This is a genomic window from Nocardiopsis moroccensis, from assembly GCF_055763695.1.
In genome coordinates this window covers 3,401,740-3,420,401 of the sequence record NZ_CP199747.1, presented here as the reverse complement: position 1 = coordinate 3,420,401, position 18,662 = coordinate 3,401,740, and the positions used below count along the sequence as shown (strand labels likewise).

The 18,662-nt window shown below is 71.9% G+C and carries 13 protein-coding genes; 5 read left to right on the top strand and 8 right to left on the bottom strand.

Features of this window, described 5'->3' with window-relative positions:
* Positions 1 to 370 precede the first annotated feature (370 nt).
* The 3 genes from ACUKCB_RS15215 to ACUKCB_RS15205 are packed head-to-tail and all read right to left on the bottom strand — an operon-like array spanning position 371 to position 4,561.
* A complete protein-coding gene (locus ACUKCB_RS15215) occupies positions 371 to 1,546 on the bottom strand; it encodes a glycoside hydrolase family 1 protein (RefSeq protein WP_473036277.1) in 1,176 nt (391 codons plus the stop codon).
* A 16-nt stretch (positions 1,547 to 1,562) separates the two neighbouring features.
* Positions 1,563 to 3,809 carry a glycoside hydrolase family 3 C-terminal domain-containing protein gene (locus ACUKCB_RS15210; RefSeq protein WP_473036276.1) on the bottom strand — a complete coding sequence of 749 codons (2,247 nt, stop codon included), beginning with the start codon at positions 3,807 to 3,809 and terminating at the stop codon, positions 1,563 to 1,565.
* Positions 3,806 to 4,561: a TetR/AcrR family transcriptional regulator gene (locus ACUKCB_RS15205; RefSeq protein WP_473036275.1), complete on the bottom strand. Its 756-nt coding sequence runs from the start codon at positions 4,559 to 4,561 to the stop codon at positions 3,806 to 3,808. The genes ACUKCB_RS15210 and ACUKCB_RS15205 overlap by 4 nt, the downstream gene beginning before the upstream one ends.
* 243 nt (positions 4,562 to 4,804) lie before the next feature.
* Between ACUKCB_RS15205 and ACUKCB_RS15200 the strand changes: the two genes are divergently transcribed.
* The 5 genes from ACUKCB_RS15200 to ACUKCB_RS15180 are packed head-to-tail and all read left to right on the top strand — an operon-like array spanning position 4,805 to position 11,606.
* A complete protein-coding gene (locus ACUKCB_RS15200) occupies positions 4,805 to 6,331 on the top strand; it encodes an ABC transporter substrate-binding protein (RefSeq protein WP_473036274.1) in 1,527 nt (508 codons plus the stop codon).
* A gap of 5 nt (positions 6,332 to 6,336) precedes the next feature.
* On the top strand, positions 6,337 to 7,278 hold the full coding sequence (locus ACUKCB_RS15195; RefSeq protein ID WP_473036273.1) for an ABC transporter permease: 942 nt from the start codon (positions 6,337 to 6,339) through the stop codon (positions 7,276 to 7,278).
* Complete coding sequence (locus tag ACUKCB_RS15190; protein WP_473036272.1) at positions 7,275 to 9,092, top strand: ATP-binding cassette domain-containing protein; 1,818 nt, start codon at positions 7,275 to 7,277, stop codon at positions 9,090 to 9,092. Before ACUKCB_RS15195 ends, ACUKCB_RS15190 begins: the two co-directional genes overlap by 4 nt.
* The gene (locus tag ACUKCB_RS15185) at positions 9,089 to 10,048 is read left to right on the top strand and encodes an ABC transporter ATP-binding protein (RefSeq protein WP_473036271.1); all 960 of its coding nucleotides are present in this window, start codon (positions 9,089 to 9,091) and stop codon (positions 10,046 to 10,048) included. The genes ACUKCB_RS15190 and ACUKCB_RS15185 overlap by 4 nt, the downstream gene beginning before the upstream one ends.
* Complete coding sequence (locus ACUKCB_RS15180; protein ID WP_473036270.1) at positions 10,032 to 11,606, top strand: family 20 glycosylhydrolase; 1,575 nt, start codon at positions 10,032 to 10,034, stop codon at positions 11,604 to 11,606. Before ACUKCB_RS15185 ends, ACUKCB_RS15180 begins: the two co-directional genes overlap by 17 nt.
* Positions 11,607 to 12,118: 512 nt before the next feature.
* Here the strand turns inward: ACUKCB_RS15180 and ACUKCB_RS15175 are convergent.
* From ACUKCB_RS15175 to ACUKCB_RS15155, 5 genes are all read right to left on the bottom strand, one after another.
* Positions 12,119 to 13,282, bottom strand: coding sequence for a hypothetical protein (locus ACUKCB_RS15175; protein WP_473036269.1), 1,164 nt, complete (start codon positions 13,280 to 13,282; stop codon positions 12,119 to 12,121).
* Positions 13,279 to 14,106, bottom strand: coding sequence for a thiopeptide-type bacteriocin biosynthesis protein (locus tag ACUKCB_RS15170; protein WP_473036268.1), 828 nt, complete (start codon positions 14,104 to 14,106; stop codon positions 13,279 to 13,281). The genes ACUKCB_RS15175 and ACUKCB_RS15170 overlap by 4 nt, the downstream gene beginning before the upstream one ends.
* A 26-nt stretch (positions 14,107 to 14,132) precedes the next feature.
* Positions 14,133 to 15,380 (bottom strand): lanthionine synthetase C family protein, encoded by a 1,248-nt coding sequence (locus ACUKCB_RS15165; RefSeq protein WP_473036267.1) that lies wholly within the window; start codon positions 15,378 to 15,380, stop codon positions 14,133 to 14,135.
* A complete protein-coding gene (locus ACUKCB_RS15160) occupies positions 15,377 to 18,400 on the bottom strand; it encodes a lantibiotic dehydratase (RefSeq protein ID WP_473036266.1) in 3,024 nt (1,007 codons plus the stop codon). Before ACUKCB_RS15160 ends, ACUKCB_RS15165 begins: the two co-directional genes overlap by 4 nt.
* 80 nt (positions 18,401 to 18,480) lie before the next feature.
* Positions 18,481 to 18,627 (bottom strand): FxLD family lanthipeptide, encoded by a 147-nt coding sequence (locus ACUKCB_RS15155; RefSeq protein WP_473036265.1) that lies wholly within the window; start codon positions 18,625 to 18,627, stop codon positions 18,481 to 18,483.
* Between the last annotated feature and the right edge of the window lie 35 nt (positions 18,628 to 18,662).

Genomic DNA, 18,662 nt, shown 5'->3' with positions numbered 1-18,662 from the left:
CCGCGGCTTCTCGGACGACGGTGGTGGATCGCCCGCCCACGCTATTCGACGGTGGTCGCCGGGGCCTTCTCCGGGGGTTTCGCCGGGCCCGGAGCAGGTTGGGAGCAGACGCGGCGGGGCCCGAGCTCACACGTCGTGGGCACGGCGGAGCGTGCGCGGCGCGGGCCTGCCGCAGCGCCGGAACGGGGGCCTTCGCCGGGCCCGGACAGCGGGGCGGGCAACGGGGTGGGCAGCACGAAGCCGACGGGGACGGAACTCCCCCTGATATCGAGTCAACCGCGAACCGGCGGGGGTACGCCAGGGGCGGCCCCGGGCCTGTGGACAACCACCGCCCGGGGCCAACCCGGGGCCGCCCGGGACCGCCTCGGAGTCAGCCCGGCAGCTCACCCCCGCGGGCGAGCTCCCCGTACCAGCGGCCGCTCGGTTTCACGGTGCGCGCGAAGGTCTCCCGGTCCACCCCGACCAGCCCGAACGTGGGCGCCCAGCTGCCCCACTCGTAGTTGTCCAGCAGCGACCAGTGCAGGTAGCCGCGCACGTCCACCCCGTCGGCCATCGCCCGGCCCAGCCCGGCCAGGGCGCCGGTGGTGTACTCGATCCGCTCCTCGTCGGAGGAGGTGGCGATGCCGTTCTCCGTCACGAGGACGGGGACCCCGCCGGTGCGTTCGGCGGTGTGCCGGACGGCCCCTTCGAGGGCCTGCGGGTAGAACTCCCAGCCGGTGATGGTGCGGCGGACGCTCGGTTCCGGCTCCCTCGGCCCCTCCGGCCCGACCACGACCCGGGTGTAGGCCTGCACCCCCACGAAGGCGTCGTCCTTCGCGGCGTCCAGGAACTGGTCCTCGCGGGTGTACGCCCACTCCTCGGCGAGGGCGTCGGCACCGTCCACCGCCTGGAAGTTCTGGTTGGCCACGGTCCACCCGGTGGCCGTCCCCGGCAGGTCGGACAGCTCCTCGCCGGCGGCGTGGTGCGCCGCCACCAGCGCCTCGGCGGTCTCCTGGTCCGGCGGCGGCATCGCCCCGGCCACGGCCTCTTTGCGCTCGCCCCGACGGAACATGTTGGCCATCATCGCGAGCATGTTCGGCTCGTTGACGGTGCACACCCACGGCACACCGTCCAGGATCGCCTTGGCCTGGCGCACGTACCGGCGGAACAGGCCGACGCCGTCCGGGCCGGTCCAGCCGCCCGCCGCGCGGAACCAGGCGGGCGAGGTGAAGTGGTGCAGGGTCACCACGGGGGTGAGTCCGCGTTCCAGGCACCCCTCGACGATCCGCCGGTAGTGCGCCAGTTCGGCCAGGGAGAAGCGCCCCGGCTCGGGTTCGACCCGGGCCCACTCGACCCCGAACCGGTAGCTGTTCAGCCCCAGGTCCCGGACGATGTCCAGGTCCTCGCGCCACCGGTGGTAGTTGTCGCAGGCGTCGCCGCTGCGCTCGGGCAGGATCGACCCCTCGGCGTTCTCCAGCGCCCAGATGTCGCTGTTGGTGTTGTTGCCCTCGACCTGGTGCCCGGCGGTGGCCGCGCCCCAGAGGAACCCCTCGGGAAGGTTCGTCATCGTGTCGGTCCCCTCCTCAACCGGTGATCTCGCCGCGTTCGACGGCCGCCCGGCGTTTGGCCTCCACGTCGTCCACGAGGAGGTCGAGCATCTCCTCGGTGACCCCGAGGCCGAAGGTCCGCAGCGTGATCAGCGGCAGGGAGTCCGCCATCCGGAGCAGGTCCTCGGGCACGTCCGAGAGCCCGGGGAACGCGGACATCAGCTCCCGCATCACCGGCCCCCCGACGCGGTGGGTGCGCCACTCGCTCACCGTGCAGTACTTGGTCAGCTTCCGTACGTACCGGTCGCCCTCTGTGGTGATCTCGCCGGTGAGCCGGACGTCCCGGGAGGAGGCGCCGACCGAGACGGTGTAGGTGCCCGCTGCCAGGGACCAGCGGTGGTCCCTGGGGTCCCAGACGGACAGGTCGCGTCCGGTCAGCGGGAGCTCGATCCGGGTGCTCTCCCCCGGCTCCAGCGCCGCCTTCGCGAAGCCGCGCAGTTCGCGGCGGGGCCGGGTCGGATGGTCCTGCTCGACGCCGGTGTAGAGCTGGGCCACCTCGCTCCCCGCGCGGTCGCCGGTGTTGGTGACGGTGAACGACACCGTCCACGCGTTCTCCCCGTCCGGAGCCACCTCCAGCTCCGAGTAGGCGAAGCTCGTGTAGGTGAGCCCGAACCCGAAGGGGTAGGCGACCGGGACGTCCAGGGTGTCGAAGTGGCGGTAGCCGACGAACACGCCCTCGCCGTGGCGGACCCTGCCGTGCTCGCCGGGGAAGTTCAGGTACGTGGCGTGGTCGCTCAGCCGCACCGGGATGGTCTCGGTGAGGCGCCCGGACGGTGCGGCGGCCCCGGTCAGCACGTCCACGACGGCGGCCCCGCCGGCCTGGCCGAGCAGCCATCCCTCCAGGACGGCGTCGGCCCGGTCCTGCCATTCGGTCACCGAGACCACACCGCCGTTGGAGAGCACGACCACGACCCGCTCGCTGACCTCGCGCACCCTGGCGAGCAGTTCGAGCTGGGGCGCGGGCAGGCCGATCGTGGTCCGGTCGTAGCCCTCGGACTCGGCGGACTCGGGCAGCCCCAGGAACAGCACGGCGGTGTCCGCCTCGCGGGCGGCCTCGACGGCCTCCTCGGCCAGTGCGGGCTCCTCGGTCCCGTCCAGGGTGAACCCGGCGGCGAACCGCACACCCGCGAGGGCGCCCTCGGAGACGGCGGCCTCGAAGGAGTCCAGGGCGCTGTGCACCTTGGTCGGTACCACGTGGGAGGAGCCGCCGCCCTGGTAGCGGGGGGTGCGGGCGAACTCGCCGACCACGGCCACGGACCGGTCGGCGGCCAGCGGCAGCACACCGCCGTCGTTCTTCAGCAGCACCAGCGCCTCACGGGCGGCCTCGCGGGCCAGGGCGTCGTGTGCCTCGTGCTCCGGGGAGCCGGTGGTGTCGGTCCGCACCCGGTCCTGGAGCCGTTTCAGCCGCTCCACCACCGTGTCCAGCACGGACTCGTCCAGTTCGCCACTGCGCACGGCGTCCGCGACGAGCTGGTCGGTGCCGCTGGGCGGCATCTCCAGGTCGAGCCCGGCGCGTACCGCGGCGACCCGGTCGAAGACGGCGCCCCAGTCGGAGACCACCACGCCCTCGAACCCCCACTCGCCGCGCAGCAGGTCGGTCAGCAGCCACGGGTTCTGGCTGGTGTAGACCCCGTTGAGCCGGTTGTAGGAGCTCATCACCATGGCGGGCTCGGTGGTGCGGATGACCTCCTCGAAGGCGGGGAGGTAGATCTCGCGCAGGGTGCGCTCGTCCACCTCGGCGCTGACGCGGTGCCGGTCGGTCTCCTGGTTGTTGGCTGCGAAGTGCTTCACGCAGGCGCCGACGCCCTGGGACTGGATGCCCTCCACCAGTGCGGCGGCGATCCGCGCGGTGACGTGGGGGTCCTCGGAGACGTACTCGAAGTTGCGGCCGCACAGGGGCGAACGCTTGATGTTCATGCCGGGGCCGAGGACGACGTCCACCCCCAGCGCGCCGGCCTCGCCGCCCAGGGCCTCGCCGACCCTGCGCACCAGGGCCGGGTTCCAGGTGGAGCCGAGCCCGACGGCGGGCGGGAAGCAGGTGGAGGGGACGCTGCCGCCGATGCCGAGGTGGTCGCCCTCGTCGGGTTGCTGCCGCAGGCCGTGCGGGCCGTCGGCCAGGTGGAGGGGGCGCAGTTCGCCCTCCACCCCGGTGCTGTGCCAGGTGTCGGAGCCGGAGGTGACCGAGGCCTTCACGGCCAGGTCGAGGCGGGGGTGGGTGCTCATCTGGACCTTTCTTGGGTGGGCGCGGTGGTGCTCGCGGGGTCGGCTGGGCCGGTGCTGCCGGTGGTGTCGGTGGCACCGGTCGTGGGGTCGGCGGGGTCGGGCGCGAGCCGTTCCCCGGGGACCCGGTCCGGGGCGGGGATCCCGAGGCTGCGCAGGAAGGAGACGACCGCGGCCCGCATGTCGACGGCGCTCGGGTCCAGCAGCCACTGGACCTGGAGCCCGTCCAGGAGGGCGAGGAACTGCTGTGCGGCCAGCTCGGGGGAGGGCGCGTGGGCGGGTTCGGTCCGCTCGTCGAGCAGGGCGGCGAACGCGGGCACGAGCAGGCCGCGCAGGATCTGGTAGCGGCCGAAGAAGTACTCGTGCGCGGGGTGGGCGGGGTCGGTGGCCTCGGCCGACAGGTTGACGTAGAGCGAGACCAGGCCCGGGGTGCCCGTGTTGCGTTCGACGATCCCCACGACGTTGTCGACGAGTTCCCGGGGGGTGAGGCCCTCGTCGAGGACCAGGGGGGCGTCGACCGCGTCGCGCCTGCTCAACACGTGTATGAGGGTCGCCTCCTTGTTGGGGAAGTGGTGGAGCACCCCGGCGTGGGTGAGCCGGGCGTGCGCGGCGATGTCGCGCAGGGACACCGCCCGGTAGCCGGAGCGGGAGAACAGCTCCGTGGCGGAGTCGATGATGCGCTGCCGGGTGCGTTCCCCCTTGCTCATGCGGTTGCCCTGGTTCAGGCGCTGCCGGGCGCGCTCTCTGTCCGTCACGGGACGGTCTCCTAGCGGGTTGTCGCGTGTTCGTGCCACGAGTTTTCGGGTCTCCCGGCGGCCGTGCAGGCCGTGGTGGCTCCGAGATTACGGTCCCGGCCGCCCGTTCTCCCGCTCTTCCTGGATCGGTTTCGGTGTTGTACGGTGACCGACACGAAACCTACCATGTGGTTAATTTGTGGTGCCAGACACACCAATCAATCCCCCGGAGTTTCCTTCGGGCCTTGCTCACCGGAGTGGGACATGCAGACCAAGACCCGCATCAACGCAGGTGTGGCCGCCGCGGGCGCGCTCGCGCTCACGCTGACCGGCTGCGCCGGTTCCAGCCCCGACACGGACTCCTCGTCCCTGACGATCGGAACCATGACCGTCCCGCAGAGCCTGGACCCGGCCGAGGCGATGGGCAGCGCCATGCCCTACTTCCAGGCGGTCTACGACACGCTCGTCAAACGGGAGCCCGACGGCGGCTACACGCCCATGCTGGCCACCGAGTGGACCTACGACGAGTCCCTCACCGAACTCACGCTCACCCTGCGCGAGGACGTCACCTTCGACGACGGGACCCCGTTCGACGCCGAGGCGGTCAAGGCCAACCTGGAGCGCTTCCGCGACGGTGGCGGCGGCCAGGCCCAGACCATGGCCCTGCTGGAGGAGGTCGAGGTCGTCGACGCCACCACCGCCGTCCTGCACCTGGAACAGCCCAACCCGGCGATGGTCTTCTACCTCAGCGACGCCGCGGGCCTCATGGCCAACCCGGCCGCCTTCGACGGCGACTCCCTCACCACCGACCCGGACGGCACCGGACCCTACGAACTGGACTCCGGCCGCACCGCCGTCGGCACCACCTGGGTGTACACCCGCGCCGACGGCTACTGGGGCGAGGAGCTGCCCTACGACGAGGTCGCCATCAACCTCTTCGACAACGAGAACGCGATCGTCAACGGCGTGCGCACCGGGCAGATCAACGCCGCCCTGCTCCAGGACGTCGACCAGCAGGCGGTCGCGGAATCCGACCCGCAGGTGCGGACCCAGCCCCAGGACATCGACTACCAGGGCATCATCCTGTTCGACCGGGACGGGCACATCACCCCCGAACTCGCCGAACCCGAGGTCCGCCAGGCCATCAACCACGCCGTGGACCGCGAGACCATGCTCGAACAGCTCCGCAACGGCCAGGGCGAGACCACCAACCAGATCTTCGGCCCCCAGACCGACGCCTACGACCCCGAGCTGGACTCCTACTACGACCACGACCCCGAACGCGCCCGCGAACTCCTCGCCGACGCCGGGTACCCCGACGGCTTCGCCCTCACCCTGCCCCGGATGAGCGAGATCGTCTCCGACCCGCTGGCCACCAGCCTCCAGAGCGACCTCGCCGACGTCGGCATCGACCTGACCTGGGACAACCTCGACTCGGGCAGCGCACTGAACAGCATCTTCACCGAGCAGGCCTACCCGGGCATGGTCATGAACAACGCCCAGCCCGCCGAGGACTGGGTGACCACGGTCGAACTGGTCCTGCCCGGCACCTTCAACTTCTTCGGCACCACCGACGAGACCGTCCAGGAACTCACTCACGCCATCCAGACCTCCCCCGAGGGCGAGGCCGCCGACCAGGCGCGCGAACTCAACCGGCACCTGGTCGAACAGGGCTGGTTCGTGCCCTTCTACCGGATGACGTTCCTACACGTCAGCGACGGCACCGTCGACGTCGAACCCCAGTCCGGCATGGCCGTCCCCGCCCTGTACAACTACGCCCCCGCCGAGTAGGGACCATGCTCTCGTTCATCCTGCGGAGGCTGGGGTCGGGGCTGCTGCTCCTGGTCGTCATCTCCGCCCTCGCCTACCTCCTGCTGTCCCTGCCCGGCACCGACGTGGGTCGCCACGTCCTGGGCCCCGCAGCCCCGCAGCAGGCCGTCGACGCGCACAACGCGGAGCTCGGACTCGACCGGCCGGTCGCCGTGCGTTACCTCGACTGGCTCACCTCCGCCCTCCAGGGCGACCTGGGCCGGTCCTGGTTCACCAGCGAGGACGTCTCCCGGGCCCTGGCCAACCGGCTCCCGGTCACCGTCAGCCTGATGGTCGGGGTCACCCTCGTCACCGCGGCGGCCTCCTTCGTCCTCGGCGTGTGGGCGGGAGTGCGCCGGGGCGCCGTGGACCGGGTGGTGCAGACGGTCGGCGTGCTCGGCTACGCCCTGCCCGGCTTCCTCGTCACCCTGGTCCTCGTGCTGGTGTTCGCGGTCCGCCTCGGCTGGTTCCCCGCCGTCGGCTACACGCCCCTGAGCCAGTCCCCGGGCGGCTGGCTCGCCACCATCACCCTCCCGGTCCTGTCGCTGTCCGTCGCCGGGATCGCCGGCGTCTCCCAGCAGGTGCGCAGCTCCGTCATCGAGGTGATGGGCCGCGACTACGTGCGCACCCTGCGCTCCCGGGGGCTGCCCGCCTCCCGCGTGGTCTTCCGCCACGTGCTGCGCAGCGCGGCCACCCCGGGCCTGACCGTGCTCGGCATGCAGTTCGTCGGCCTGCTCGGCGGCGCGGTGATCGTGGAGCAGATCTTCGGCCTCCCCGGCATCGGTGCGATGACCGTCCAGTACACGACCCGGGGCGACATCCCGGTGATCATGGGCGTGGTCATGGTGACCGTCGTCGGGGTCATCCTCACCAACCTGCTCGTGGACGTCCTCGTCGGCTGGCTCAACCCGAAAGCGAGGGTCTCGTGAGCTCCCCCGTCACACCAGACGCGGCCGGCAGGGTCGCCACGCAGCCGGAACACCGGCCGGAGGCGGCCGGGCCTCCGGGGCCGGGGCGCCGGTCGGCGACGGTCCGGCGCTTCCTCACCAGCCCCCAGGCACTGGGCTCCTCCCTGGTCCTGGCCGTCGTCGTCACCCTGGTCGTGTTCGCCCCGCTGTTCACGGCACATGCCCCGACCACCGCCGACCTCAAGGACGCCTTCGGACCGCCCGGCGGCGGCCACCTGCTCGGCTTCGACTCCTCCGGACGCGATGTGTGGTCCAGGCTGCTGTACGGCGGCCGCAACACCCTGGGCGGCGCCCTCCTCGCGGTGGCCGTGGCCCTGGTCGTGGGCGTGCCGAGCGGACTGGCCGCCGGGTACTACGGCGGCTGGTTCGACTCCCTGTCCAACTGGTGGGTCAACCTGGTCATGGCGCTGCCCGCCATGGTCGTCCTGCTGGCCACCCGCGCCGTCCTGGGCACCAACGTGTGGGTGCTCATGGTCGTGCTCGGCGTCCTGGTCGCCCCCGCCTTCTACCGGCTGGTGCGCGGCGCCGTCGCGGCGATGCGCGGCGAACTGTACGTGGACGCGGCGCGGGTGTTCGGCCTGCGCGACTCGCGGATCATCGCCCGCCACGTCCTCGTCGTCGTGCGCGCCCCCGTCATCATCCAGGGTGCCCTGGTCGCCGGGATGGCCATCGGCCTCCAGGCCGGGCTGGAGTTCCTCGGCATCGGCAGCGGCGACCTGCCCACCTGGGGCGCCATGCTCAACGAGGCCTTCACCAACATCCAGCGCGCACCCCTGTTCATGCTGTGGCCCGGACTCGCGCTGGGCCTGACCAGCGCCGCCCTGGTCCTGCTCGCCGCCTCCCTGCGCGACGTCCTGGAGGACCGGGGCACCGCACCCGCCACCGGGCGCGGGGCCCGCAGGGGCGGCGCCGACGCCCCCACCACCCTGGACAGCGCTGGCGAACGCGCCGACCTGCTGTCCGTCCGCGACCTCGCGGTCACCTACACCCTCGCCGACGGCGGCTCCCGGGAGGTCGTGCACGGCGTCGACCTGGACGTGCGCCGGGGCGAGGTCCTGGGCCTGGTGGGGGAGTCCGGTTCGGGCAAGACGCAGACCGCCTTCTCCGTGCTCGGCCTCCTGCCCGAGGGCGGCCGTGTGTCCAGGGGCAGCGTCCTGCTCGACGGCACCGAGGTGGTGGGTTCGACGGACAGGGCCCTGCGGAACCTGCGCGGGGACACCGTCGCCTACGTCCCCCAGGAACCCATGAGCAACCTGGACCCCGCCTTCACCATCGGCGACCACCTCACCGAACCGCTGCGGGTCAAGCTCGGGCTCTCCCGCGCCCAGGCCCGCGAACGCGCCCTGGACCTGCTCCGGCAGGTGGAGATCCCCGACCCCGAACGCACCTTCCGCAGCCACCCGCACCAGATCTCCGGCGGCATGGCGCAGCGGGTGCTCATCGCCGGAGCGGTCTCCTGCGACCCCGACCTGCTCGTCGCCGACGAACCCACCACCGCCCTGGACGTCACGGTGCAGGCCGAGGTGCTGGCCCTGCTGCGCCGCCTCCAGGCCGAACGCGGCATGGGTGTGCTGCTGGTGACGCACAACCTCGGTGTGGTCGCCGACCTGTGCGACCGGGTCGCGGTGATGCGCGACGGCCGGATCGTGGAGACCGGCACCACCGAACGGATCCTGAGCGACCCCCGGGAGGACTACACCCGGGGTCTGCTCGACGCGGTACTCGACGACACCCCGGCCCGAGCGCCGTGGCAGCCCCGGGAGGCGGCCCAGTGACCGATCCGAACAGCCCGCGCGACCCGAACCCCGCCCACGGTTCCGGCCTCGGCCACGCCAACGGCCCCGCCCACGGCCCGGACACCGCGGCCGGAGGGCACGGCGGCGCCGGCGGGACCGGCACGAAACCGCTCCTGGACGTGCGCGACCTGCGGGTCTCCTTCCCCGGCAAGGGGTGGCGGGCTCCCCGCACCGAGGTGCTCAGGGGCGTGTCCCTGGACATCCGCCCCGGCGAGACCCTCGGCCTGGTGGGGGAGTCCGGTTCGGGCAAGTCCACCATCGGCCGCGCCGTCCTCGGCCTGGTGCCCGCCTCCGGCGGCAGCATCAGCTTCGACGGCGAACGCGTCGACGGGGCGTCCCGGCGCCGGAGGCGCGAGCTCAGCCGACACATCCAGGTGGTCTTCCAGGACCCCTACACCTCCCTCAACCCGTCCCTGCTCGTCGGCGACACCCTCGCCGAACCCCTCCTCGCCCACGGGGTGCCCGCCGCCGAGGCCCGCACCCGGGTGGCCGACCTGCTCGACCGGGTGGCCCTGCCCCGGGACGCCGTGCACCGGCTGCCCCGCGAGTTCTCCGGCGGCCAGCGCCAAAGGGTGGCCATCGCCCGGGCGCTGGCGATCGCGCCCCGGCTGATCGTGTGCGACGAACCCGTCTCCGCCCTGGACCTGACCACCCAGCGCACCGTCATGGATCTGCTGCTGGACATCCAGGAGCGGACCGGGACGGCCTACCTGTTCGTCTCGCACGACCTGTCGGTGGTGCGGGCGCTCAGCCACCGGGTCGCGGTCATCCACCAGGGACGGATCGTCGAGTACGGCGACGCGGACCGGGTCACCACCGACCCCGAACACCCCTACACCCAGCGGCTGCTGCTGTCCGCCCCGGTCGCCGACCCGGGCCGTCAGAGCGAGCGCCGCGCCGAGTACGAGAGGCGTTTCCATGCCCGAGCACACTGAGCGGGGCCTGGTGCCCGCGGCCGCCCTGGCCGAGACCGGTGCGGCGGTCCGGATCGGGACCGCCGGGCGGCTGACCCTGTCCGGTGCCGTCCCCGACGCTGCCGACTGGTTCGCCTGGGCGGCCGGGCGCCTGCACGGGCTGCGGGTGGAACCCGTCCACGGGGAGGCGGACGTGGCGGTCTGCACGGAGTCCGATCTCTCGGAGTTCGCCTCGGTCGCTCCGGCCACCGGGGTGGACCCGCGTCCCGAACCGGGGGCCGACGAACGCCACCGGTTGGAGGTCGCCCAGGGCCGGGTCCTGGTCTCCTCGGCCGGTGCCGAGGGAGCCTTCCGCGGTCTGACCAGCCTCGTGCAGACGCTCAGCGTGGACGGCGAGGGGAACGTGTGGGCGCCGCGGGGAGTGGTCGTCGACGGGCCCCGGTACGCCTGGCGGAGCCTGTCCCTGGACGTGGTCCGCCACTACTTCACCCCGGACGAGGTGCGGCGGGTCATCGACCTGATGGCGCTGTACAAGTTCAACGCCCTGCACCTGCACCTGACCGACAGCGAGGGCTGGCGGCTGGAGTCACGGGCCTGGCCGGAACTGACCAGGCCCGGCCCGGACGGCGTCCGCGAGTACTACACCCGGGAGGAGTTCGCCGGTCTCGTCGCCCACGCCGCCCGCTGCCACGTCACGGTTGTGCCGGAGGTGGACCTGCCGGGGCACATCCGGTGGGCCTTCGACGCCTACCCCGAGCTGGCGGGCGGGGTCGAGTACCCGCATCCCCGGCTGCGGTACCTGCACCCGGACTCCGAGGTCGCACGCCGGTTCGCCGGGGACGTCATCGCCGAGTTCGCCGAGGCCGCGCCGGGGCCGTTCCTGCACCTGGGCGGCGACGAGCCGTTCGGGATGGGCCACGAGGACTACGTGGAGTTCGTCCGCCTCGCCCACCAGTGGGTTCGTGAACACGGAAAACGCGCGGTGGGCTGGCAGGAGACCGCCCGCGCCGGGGCCCTGGGCGCGGACGACGTCCTCCAGTACTGGATCGGTGCTCCCGACGAGTTCGACCCCGAGGCGATCAAGCGGACGGTCCCCGAGGAGTTCCACCCGCTGGTGGAGCAGGCCGCCGAGACCTTCCGGATCTCACCCGGCGACGTTCCGGCCGCCGCCGAGAAGGGCGTGCCGGTGCTGCTGTCGCCCAACTCCCGCCTCTACCTGGACCGGCCCTACGCCGACGGGTGCGCCGACCCTGCCCAGGAGGGCGACCGGGACCGGTTGGGGCTGCCCGCCTACCCGCCGATCACCGTCGAGGAGAGTTTCGCCTGGGACCCGGCGGAGGCCGCGCGGGAGGCGGCCCCCGGCACGGTGGTCGCGGGAGTGGAGGCGGCGGTCTGGGGTGAGACCCTCACCGGCTTCGGTGACCTGGCGTTCCTGCTGCTGCCGCGGCTGCCCGGGGTGGCGGAGAAGGCCTGGACCCAGCAGCGGACCGGGTGGGCGGACCACCGCGCACGCTTGAACGGCCACGAGTCGCTGTGGGAGGCACTCGGGTTCGAGGACCATTTCCGCCCCGCCACCTGAACAGACGCCTCGCCAGCGGCAATCGCCTCCGGGCTCCCGCTGGCGGGGCTTGGGCATCAGTCGAAAAGGTCTTCCGGGCGGTCAGCCGTGACAGCCAGGGGAATCCACTTCCCCAGGGTGTCCAGGCCGGCACAGGACTCGATGAGCTCGCGAGTCACCTCGGAGAGGTGGAGTTCTGCAAGGTGATCACATGGAACGATGCGGAGTTTCCGGGGCCGCGAACGTCCCACGGCCCGGGACACGGACCACCCAACCTCGTTCTGTGAGCAGCGCATAGACGCTCCGGGCCGTCCGCCCATCGCGAGAACTCCACGCGGTCTATCCAGAGAGGTTCTCTCGCCGACCGGAACCACCTCGGTTGCCCGAGACGGTCTGGATCAACGATCCCTCCAGACACCGGGAGGTCGCGCTACAGAACCCGTGACCGGCTCACCGTTTGATTTGATCTGACATCTGCCGCCTCGTCTGGGTAATGGTCAAGGTAGGCGGCTGGCACGCCTGCGATGTCGGAGTCACTGATCGCCACGGTCTGCTCCCTCCCCAGAGTCAGAGCCAGCTACACCAAGCCCCGCTGTTTGGAAGCTGTGGGTGAGAAACGTAGTCGCTCTGTCACCGGCCCCCGCGAGCTCCTTCTCCAATCCGATCGACTGCTGGGTCCTGGGCGGTTGCGCCTGCGCGACACGTTCCCGCAACGCCTGACTCTGTTCTTGGGTCAACTGTGCGGTGAGGACCGCAGACTCCAGGACCGCGGTAGCCGCGTGCGCGTCTGCGGACTCTATGGCGCCGGAGATCAGGTGCGCAGCCAAGGCGTGGTGGTCGGGAGCTAGTTCGCACGCCAGCACGCCCAGCCGGGCGGCGAACACCGCCCTGCCGGGTGTGGGCGGCAGGTGTTGGACGGCGTCGACCATGGTGGTGATGGCGCCGACCGGATCACGTCCGGCCACCAGGTCGGTCGCGGTGTTCAGACACGCGGCCACCGCGCGCTCCCATGCCTGCGAGCAGTCCGTTTCGGCCAGCAAGCCGGTAGCGGTGTCGGGGTCGTGGAGGTGGAGGGCGGCTAGAGCGGCGACTTGGCGGCCATCCAACAGCCGGGCGCCGATGCCGTTGTAGCGGTGCAGATGGGCCACCGCGTCCTGCCAACGCCCTGCCGCGCACAGCGCCCGGGTGCCGTCAGCGAGGAGGACCGCCCACAGGAACCGGCGTAGCTCAGCACGATCGCTCGGGGTGGCGACCAGGCCTCCGACTGGGCAGCTGCGGCCGAGCACGTTCGCGGGACCGCCACGATCGGCGGCCTCGAACAGGGACTCCAACACCGCGTAGGCAGCGGAAGGGTTCTCGGTGCGGATGGTCAGGCGGCCGAGGTTCACCAGGGGTTGCAGGGCGAAGGTCGCCGCCTTCGCGGTCAGGGGTGCTGCCAGGGTGAACGTCGCGTACTGCTGCCAGCACAGGGCGGTGGCCAGGCCTGGGTGGCCGGTGTCGCTGGCGATGAGCGCGGCCTTGTTCATCGCCTCGCAGGCGCGCGCCATCCCTTCTTCGGGGCCGAGGGCGTGATCGGCCTGGTGGAGCAGGTCGTGGAGTTCGGTGAGCCGCTGTCGGAGGGGGAGTGCTGCGGGTCGGGGGCGTGGCACCAGCGGCAGGTAACGGGTCGCTGGGGGAAGGAGCGCGCGCTGGTTCATAGTCCGACCGTTTCGGGGTCGAAGATGCTCCGGGCGGCGGCGTGGCAGAGCACTGCCTGGGCCGAGACGGGGATGGCGAGCCGGTTCCAGTGGAAGATGAGGTGGTGGGCCAGGACGCTGCGCAGCCCGCGGTTCAGGTGGCCGCGGGCGTTGAGGTCGGCCAGGGTTCGCCCGCACGTGTGGAAGGCTTCCGCCCAGGGGGCGTAGCCGTTGAAGGCGCCGCCGGGGGAGAAGTGTGCGGCGCGCGGGCCGGGCTCCACGCTCAGTAGGTGGTGCACCTGCCCGCAGATCTTGCCTGACAGGTGGGTGGGGGAGGGCAGGGGGCGCAGAGCGGCTACGCGATCCCACACATCGCCCTGTTCGAAGGGGTCCAGTTCAGCGGCGCGCATGAGGGTGTGGACCAGGAACAGGGACACCTCCTTGCGGCGGTCGGATCGGTGGGTGGTGGCCAAGAAGCGGGTCAGGTGGTGGGTGTCGGCGCAGAAGAGGGTGTGGGCTGCGGCCATCGCCTTGCTGCCACCGAAGGCGCGGATCTCAGGCTCGTACACCACGGGTGTCCACCTGCTGATGTGCCCGGTGCGGGCGAGCTCGTCCAGGAGCTCACCCACCTGCTCTCGCACGGCCGCCTGCGCAGCCTGGGCCCCGGGCAAGGGGGCACGGCACCGCCAAGCGCCCTTCTTACGCATCAGGAACCAGCCCCTGTCGGCCTGCTCCAGGGCCGGTGCCAGACGGCGGATGCCGACCTGCTCGGCTGTGGCCGGGTCGGGGAACTCGACGTTGACCTGCCACCACACCTCGGCGGTGGCAGGGGCATCGTTGAGCACGGTCGGCTCCTTCCAAAGGGCTGGGGTCAGGCCAGGGCCAGGTGGGCGTCCCACGGCACACCGGGGGCGGCCCCGTTGGCGTAGGTGTTCAGGGCCAGAGCGATGCCGGCGCGGCCGTCGAGGAACTCCGGATCCGGGTGGGCCTCATCCTGGAGTCGGTCCAGGAGGACGGTGGCGATCCGGTCCAGGTCTGCTGCCAGGGGAGCAGCAGGGGCGTCGGTGTTGATGCGCCACGCGCAGTGCAACAGCCCGGCCCATCCGTGGCAGAGCCCCAGGTCGGTGAGCGTGCCCAGCTGAGAGGCATCGCGTAGGCAGTGGGCCATGCTCTGCTCGGCCATCGCCCGACGGTCCTGGTCGTTGAGGGCGATCCCGGCGAGCTGCTGGGCCCGGGCCAGGCCGGGGGTGCCGTAGCACCACGTGGGCCGTTGCCCGCAGGCGGCGGTGGTAGGTCCGCTCTTCCACCGCTGGGGGGTGAGGTAGTAGGGCCACCACACCCCCGCGCGTGCGCTGTGGCGGTAGGCGTCCAGGACGGCGCACATCCGCTCGATCGCTTCGGTGTGCCCGCTGACGGTCAGGCCCCGCAGCGCCGCCAGCGACAACACGGCCAGGGTGGCGCTGATGCCGTGGGCCACACCGAGGTTGAGGTGCCCACCAGGGAACTCGGGGTCTGGGCGGCTGTGGGGGGACTGCTCGCTCCACCAGCCCGGCAGCTGCTGGGGATCCTGGGGCAGCGGCAGGGACAACCGCACCAGGTAGGCGAGGGCCCGTCGGGTGATTACGGCTTCGGGGTGGGTGTGCAGGTGGTGGACGGCCAGCCCGGTGAGCCCTTGGATGAGGTCGAACTCGGCCAGGGGCGGACGTCGTCCCCGCTCGATCCGGATGTGGGCCTGGTCCAACCGGTGCTGGGTCAGGCGTGTGGTGACCTCGTCCAGGCGGGCGCGTGCTCTGGCCAGGTGGGCGGGCGAGGTCGCGGCGATGGCCGTGAGCAGGCCCAGGGCCGGGGCGCCGGACCACAGGGTGGCGGTGTCGCTGCCGTTGACCGGGCCGGACAGGGCGCGGGCGATCCACGTGCGGGCGCTCTCCCAGGGGCCGTGTCCGGTGCGGGCTGCCTCGGTGTGGGCCAGCGCCACCCCCGCGGCCCCGCCGCCCACCGAGGCGGGGCGTGTGCGCAGGGCCGGTTTGCCGGGCAGGAACTGCACCTGGTCGGGGTCGGTGAGGTCGTCCAGGAGCCTTCGGGCAGCGGTGTAGGCCCGCTGGGTGGTGACGGTGTTCACCGTTTCTCCTTGGTGCGGGCGTTCCAGCTCAACGCAGCCGCCCGTGCCAGCGCCAAGCACGCCCGCTCGGCGTCCGGGTCGGGGCCGAACAAGCGTGTGGTGTGCAGGTGCAGCAGGTCCGGCAGTACGTCCTCAACGGTGAGGCCGAGGTCGGCGAGGGCCTTGGTGTAGGCGCGGGCCGCCACCGCGCGGCGGCCCCAGGCCCGCTGGAGCGGGTCGGGAGGGTGTTGTGTGTGGCCGGGAGCGGTGAGCGTGATCGTCTGCGTGGCCTCACTGCGGTCGGTGACGCCTGGGGGTGCGTGGTCGATGAGCCACCGTCGGGCGGCCGGTTCGTCGCCGAGGAGGTGGTGGACCAGGTCGGTCATGCTCACCGCCGCCCACACCCGCTTACCGTGGTCGGTCGAGTCGGTGGCCAGCTGGGAGGCCACGGCGCGGGAGTCGGCCACGAACAGTGTCTCGGCGGCCTCCATCGCTGCACCGGGGCCGAACCTGCCGGATTCGGGGGTGTAGGTGTCGTGGACGACGGCGGCGACCAGGCCTCGCCCGCGCAGGTCACGCGTCCAGGCGTGCAGGGCCTGGAGCTGGTCGGGCTCGTCCACCCGGACCCGCACACGCAGGTGGGGGTCGGGGTCCTGGTAGCGCAGGAACCACACCTGGGGTGTTCCTGCCGTGGTCAAGTGGGGGAGTTCGTTGGTGATCAGATCGGTGGTCCGATCGGGGTGACCGTACAGCTTCAGCGAACACCACCCAGCCGTGGTGCCGGGCAGGTGTTCGACACTGCGGGGGTGTCCCGACCCGGGACGGGGACGGTAGGGGACCGGTGCCTGGTTCGCGGTCAGGGTGGCGACGAGCTCGTGGGCGCGGCCCCCCAACCATTCCAGGTCCTGATCGGTGGGTGCTTCGCGTAGGAACACCCGCCCGGCCGCGGCCAGCTCGGCGCGTACCAGGTCCTGGTGCGCGGGCAGGTCCAGGTCCACCAGGAGGCGTTGATCGTTCTCCCCGAGCTCCACACGCGCCGGGACCCGGTGGGTGGTGCGCCAGTGGTGCAGGCTTTGGGTCCATTCCCGCCACGGCGCCCGGGGGAGGGTGTGGGCGTCCAGCCGCCACCGGGCCGGGGCCAAGACGCATTGCCGCCAACGCACTCGAGGCAGTACCGGCAGGTGGGTGGCGGCTCCCCAGGAGAAGGGGACCGGCACGGTGGTGCGGCTCCAGGGAAGTTCCGCGAGGAAGCGCAGCAGCGGGTGTGCGGCGCGGGTGAACTCGAGCGCGCTGAAGAGCACCGGCTCCACTGGACGCAGGTCGCGGCGGGTGATCAGATGCAGATGGTGCGGGTCGGCGCTGACGGCCAGATCGTCCAACCCCAGGGCGTGGGGGTCACCCGGATGGTGTTGCCCCAACGCCAACCGGGTCGGCAGCACCGCGGGGGTGCGTGAGACCTGGTCGCCGCGTGCGGAGGCCGCCGGGCAGGTGAGCTGGGCCAGGGTCGCGTCCTGGCGCAGGGTGGGCAGATGCCGGTACAGCTCACTGAGAGCCTCTCGACCTGACGAGGGCAGCAGGTCGAGGAAGCGGCCTACGGTCGTGCCCGCCCCGCGCGAAGCCCCGGCGACCACGACACGAAAGTCACCGGAGTCCAGGGTTGTGCGGCTGGTGGCGTGAACACGTACCCGCAGTTCGGTGTGCGGCCACACCGTCTCGAGCTGGTCGGCGCCGAGGCGGTTCAGGAGGGCATCGTCCACCACGACCTCGCCCGTTCCGTCGAGGGTGGCACGGTGGGCCAGGTCGAGTAGGGCGGCGTCGCGTTCGGAGAGCGCTTCGCCCGGAGGTGAGGGCAGCCGGGTGCCGTGGAATCCGGCGGGCAAGCCGAGCCCGCGATCGGGGTCGGTCAGCTCGGCTACCGGTACCACCGTTCCGATTCCGTAGCGTTCGCAGAATCGGCGGTGGTAGTCGCGCCAGGCAGGAGTGCCTTCGCGCAGGGGGGACAGGCGTGCCAGAACGGAAGCGGCTTCTTGGATCTGCCAGGCGACGGTGCGCGGCAGGTGCAGGTCGCTTTCCAACCGCAGATCCACACAGGTCGACTCCTCCACGGAGGCCACCTGCGCCAGGGCGGTGCGGGCCTGGCTTCTCGCCTTGGCTTGCCCTTGGGGGGTGAGCGCGGTGTCGTGCTCCTGTAGACCCTGGTGGGCGGCCTCAAGTTGGGCTAGGACCGCTGCGGCGTGCGGGTACCGGTCAGCGCCGGCCCCGCATGCTGTCGCGATGAGATACCCCAAGGGGTCGGCGGTGTCCATGGGCGGGTGCAGGCAGCTCAACAGCACACGGTGACGCACCAGCGTGCCCACCAGGTCACGGACAGCCTCGGGCCGTCGGGGAAAGGCCGTGTTCAGCGCGGCCTCCACCGCGGCCCAGGGAACAGGGGCCTGGGCCACCTCCAGGGCCTTGCGCGCGGGTGCGGTCAGGCGCAGCGACGAACAGGTGCCCCGTTCTGCCCCCGGCACGGGCTGGTGCTCGACAATGATCCTCCCGCTCCGGATGAGGGCGAGGTTGTTGACGGTGACCCTCAGACGAGCGGTGAACTCCCTCTCGCAGGACTCCAACCGCTCCACGGCAGCCCTGATCCATGCCGTACTCACCCGCCCCACGGGCCGGTGGCGGTCCCCGATGCCTCCGGACACAGCGCCGGTGAACCGGGTCGTGGTCACTGCGGCGAACAACCCGAACGGTGCGGCACGGCTCTGGGCGCGCAACACGTACCGGGCACAGGAGCGCACCACCCCGGCCAGGTCACGCCCACTACCCCCCTCGCGGCAGATCTGGTTGATGCGCTGGGCGAGTGGGGGACTGGCGTCGCTGATCGCCGCCCCCAGCATGGGGTGGTCACGGACCTGCCCCAACCAGAGGAGCCACGCACGGCGATGCTCAGGGCTGTCGATGGGCCCCTCGGGCCAGGGCGGCGCCTCCTGGGGGCCTGAAAGCGCGGACGCGCGCAGCACACCGGTGGGGTGGGCGGTGAATCGAGGGTGCACGGGTGTGCTCCTTCAAAAAAAGGGGGGTGTCCCGGCGCCGCTGGCCGCGGCGCCGGGGGCTCAGCCCAAGACCGGCACGGTTACGAGCAGGAGGTGGAACAGGCGCTCTCGCACGTGGACCCGCAGTTGTCACCGGTCAGGTTGAGCAGGCTGTCCAGGCGAGGTCCGCTCTCGACGACCTCGACGTCCAGGTCGAACCCGTCGGCGTCGAGCTGGGTTTCGTACATGGTGGTTTTCCTTTCGGGTGGAGGGACACGACCCC

Bases quoted from the DNA above. Each gene is read 5' to 3' on its own strand.
- ACUKCB_RS15215 (WP_473036277.1), bottom strand. From the start codon at position 1,546: ATGACGAACCTTCCCGAGGGGTTCCTCTGGGGCGCGGCCACCGCCGGG.
- ACUKCB_RS15210 (WP_473036276.1), bottom strand. From the start codon at position 3,809: ATGAGCACCCACCCCCGCCTCGACCTGGCCGTGAAGGCCTCGGTCACC.
- ACUKCB_RS15200 (WP_473036274.1), top strand. From the start codon at position 4,805: ATGCAGACCAAGACCCGCATCAACGCAGGTGTGGCCGCCGCGGGCGCG.
- ACUKCB_RS15195 (WP_473036273.1), top strand. From the start codon at position 6,337: ATGCTCTCGTTCATCCTGCGGAGGCTGGGGTCGGGGCTGCTGCTCCTG.
- ACUKCB_RS15180 (WP_473036270.1), top strand. From the start codon at position 10,032: ATGCCCGAGCACACTGAGCGGGGCCTGGTGCCCGCGGCCGCCCTGGCC.
- ACUKCB_RS15175 (WP_473036269.1), bottom strand. From the start codon at position 13,282: ATGAACCAGCGCGCGCTCCTTCCCCCAGCGACCCGTTACCTGCCGCTG.
- ACUKCB_RS15155 (WP_473036265.1), bottom strand. From the start codon at position 18,627: ATGTACGAAACCCAGCTCGACGCCGACGGGTTCGACCTGGACGTCGAG.